At 29.6% G+C, this 2,890-nt stretch carries 2 protein-coding genes; both read left to right on the top strand.

Features of this window, described 5'->3' with window-relative positions; translation table 11 throughout:
* The first annotated feature begins 283 nt into the window (after positions 1–283).
* Positions 284–1,558, top strand: coding sequence for a proteasome-activating nucleotidase (gene pan, locus ACKI67_RS07490; protein ID WP_407462857.1), 1,275 nt, complete (start codon positions 284–286; stop codon positions 1,556–1,558).
* 350 nt (positions 1,559–1,908) lie between these two features.
* The gene (locus tag ACKI67_RS07485) at positions 1,909–2,769 is read left to right on the top strand and encodes a helix-turn-helix transcriptional regulator (RefSeq protein WP_407462856.1); all 861 of its coding nucleotides are present in this window, start codon (positions 1,909–1,911) and stop codon (positions 2,767–2,769) included.
* The last annotated feature ends 121 nt before the right edge of the window (positions 2,770–2,890 follow it).

Below are 2,890 nucleotides of genomic sequence, written 5' to 3'. Positions count from 1 at the left end.
GTTTTTCTTAAAAAAAATTATTTAAATGTTTTTCTTACTAAAATTAAGAAAAGCTTTATATATTACAATGTATAAATAATTTTATAATCTACGAAATAATTAGATTATATAGAATTAACTATTTATGAAATATTTAATTCTATTTGTAATATGTAAAATTATTTAAAATAAATAAAATTAGTTGTAAATAAAATTTAGTTGTAAACAAATTTAGTCGAAATCAAATGTTTTAATTTGATTCAATCATTTTTAAAATAATTATATTTTAAAGGAGGAGTATAATATGGAAGATTCTCCAAATGAAGTTCAAAATATTAGCAACCCTGCTAAAATAGAAGAAGTAGAGGAACCTAAATCCGTTGATGAACTTCAAAAAGAAATAGATTTGCTTAAGGCAGAGAATACAAAAACTAAACGTAACCTTATGTGGAAAGTTAGAAAGCTTGAAAAAGATAAGATTCTAACTGAAAATGAAAAAATACGTTTAGAAAGAGAGTTAAAATCATTAAGAGGTGAAGTTGAAAGATTCAGATCACCTCCACTTATATTGGCTACCATTACTGAAGTAATCGATGATTCAAGATTGACTGTAAAAAGCAGTACTGGACCAAGTTTCCTCATCAACTATTCAAAGTTCTTGGATGAAAAACTATTAAAGCCAGGTTCAAGAGTAGCTTTAAATCAACAAACCTTTGGTGTAGTGGAAGTATTGCCTTCCGAGAAGGATGCAAATGTTTCCGGTATGGAAATTGACACTAAACCTGATGTAACCTATGATGTGATTGGTGGTTTGGATGATCAAATAATTGAAGTAAAGGAAACTGTAGAATTACCTTTAAAACATCCAGAATTATTCGAAAAGGTTGGTATCGACCCACCTAAAGGTATCTTATTGTATGGACCACCTGGAACTGGTAAGACCTTGCTTGCAAAGGCTGTAGCTAATGAAACCAATGCAACATTCATTAAGGTTGTTGCTTCTGAGTTTGTTAAAAAATACATTGGTGAAGGTGCAAGAATGGTTAGGGAAGTATTTGAGCTTGCTAAAGAAAAGGCACCAAGTATCATATTCATAGATGAGCTTGATGCAGTTGCAGCACAAAGACTTAAAAGTTCTACCAGTGGAGACAGAGAGGTTCAAAGAACTCTTATGCAATTGCTTGCAGAATTGGATGGTTTTGAATCTCGTGGAGATATTGGTATCATTGGTGCTACCAACAGACCTGATATCTTAGACCCTGCTTTACTCAGACCTGGAAGATTCGACAGATTCATTGAAGTTCCAGCTCCAAATGAAGAAGGCAGACTTGAAATTCTTAAAATCCACACCAAGAAAATGAATTTGGCTTCTGATATTAATCTTAATGATATCGTTGCTCTTACAGAAGGATTTGCTGGTGCAGACTTAAAGGCTATCTGTACAGAAGCAGGTATGTTTGCTATCCGTGAAGAAAGAGATCATATCATTATGGCAGACTTTGAGGATGCTATCAACAAGATTTTAGGTAAAAATAAGGAAGGCCAATTAGATGACAATGGTGGAGTAATGTTCGGATAATTTCGAACTTACTTTTTATTTTTTATTTTTTCATATTCATTTTTTATTTTATTTTATTTTTATTTTCATAATCATTAAATGGCCTGTGATGAACCCTATGAGCTCTGATACGTGATGAATGATGGGCGATCTGAGGCCATTTCATTTTTCTATTTTTTATTAATTTTCTTTTTTCTTGATGTTTCATGTTTTTTTTAATTGTTTATAATTTTTCAAAAAATTTTTAAATTGTTCATATTATATAGAAAAATTAAATCAATTAAGTGTCTATTTTTATATTATTGAACAATTAAAAAGTTTAAATATATTTTAGGATATAAATATCAATAAGAATGGATGGAGGTATGAATTTGTCAAATCTATATGATGGAGAAAATTTAATTGAATTTCAAGAAGATATTCGATTTTTAATCAACTCTGAGATTCGTTTAAAAATTTTAGGCTGTTTATTTAATTCTGGCGCTTCAATTAAGCAGATTGAAGAAAAAACCGGTTACAGTTACAGTTCAATTCTTGATAATATCAATAAGCTAGAGCAAAAAAAGTTTATTTACAATATAGAAGAAAAGTTTTATTTGTATAATAAAACAAGGTTGAAATTAACTGATATTCTCTATTTTAACAAATCTGCTAAGTTTTTAAGAGAAAAATCAGACTTCCTCAATCAATCTCTTATAGATATTCATATTGATGCAATAAAGGATTTGTCATCCCTTGAGGGTTCTGAAATAATTGAATCCAACAATGTTGATTTATTCAAAGCTACTGATACTTTTCAGCGTTCCTTAATGGGCTTTAAATTTTTAAAAGGCATTTTTCCTTATTTCCATCCAAAACATGATGATATCATTAGCTATTGGGTCGATAATGACTGTACTGTTGAATTGATACTTCCGGATGAAGTTTCTGAAGCTGTAAAAAACTTCATTATAGATTATGTGCCAAAAAGTCCCGGAATTAAAAATAGATTTGTCAAATTGAAACCTAACGATCATAATATTGAATTTGCCTTCACAGTTTCTGATAAATGTTTTGTTGCAGCTTTTTATACTAAAAATCATCAGTTCAATCAAAATAGTGTATTGGTTTCCACCAATGAAGAAGCCATAAAATTCGGTTTGAAACTTTTTGAGGAATATGAAGGATTATGTGGAGATTATGTTTCACTTGAAGACCTTATATATCCTAACGGAAGGGGGGATAATTATTAATTCTGACTATTTTGATGGAATAAATGATTTGGATGATTTTAACTTATTGAAGTTTGTTGTCACTTCTGAATTAAGATTGAAGTTACTCTTTAGCTTATATGATTCCAGTAAAACAATTAAG

This window comes from Methanobrevibacter sp., assembly GCF_045577275.1.
GTDB lineage: Archaea > Methanobacteriota > Methanobacteria > Methanobacteriales > Methanobacteriaceae > Methanobrevibacter.
Note: the sequence above shows the minus strand (reverse complement) of the source record. Positions and strands in the feature narration are given on the sequence as shown.

Excerpts from the sequence above, each read along its gene's own strand:
- pan (WP_407462857.1), top strand. The coding sequence starts at position 284 with ATGGAAGATTCTCCAAATGAAGTTCAAAATATTAGCAACCCTGCTAAA.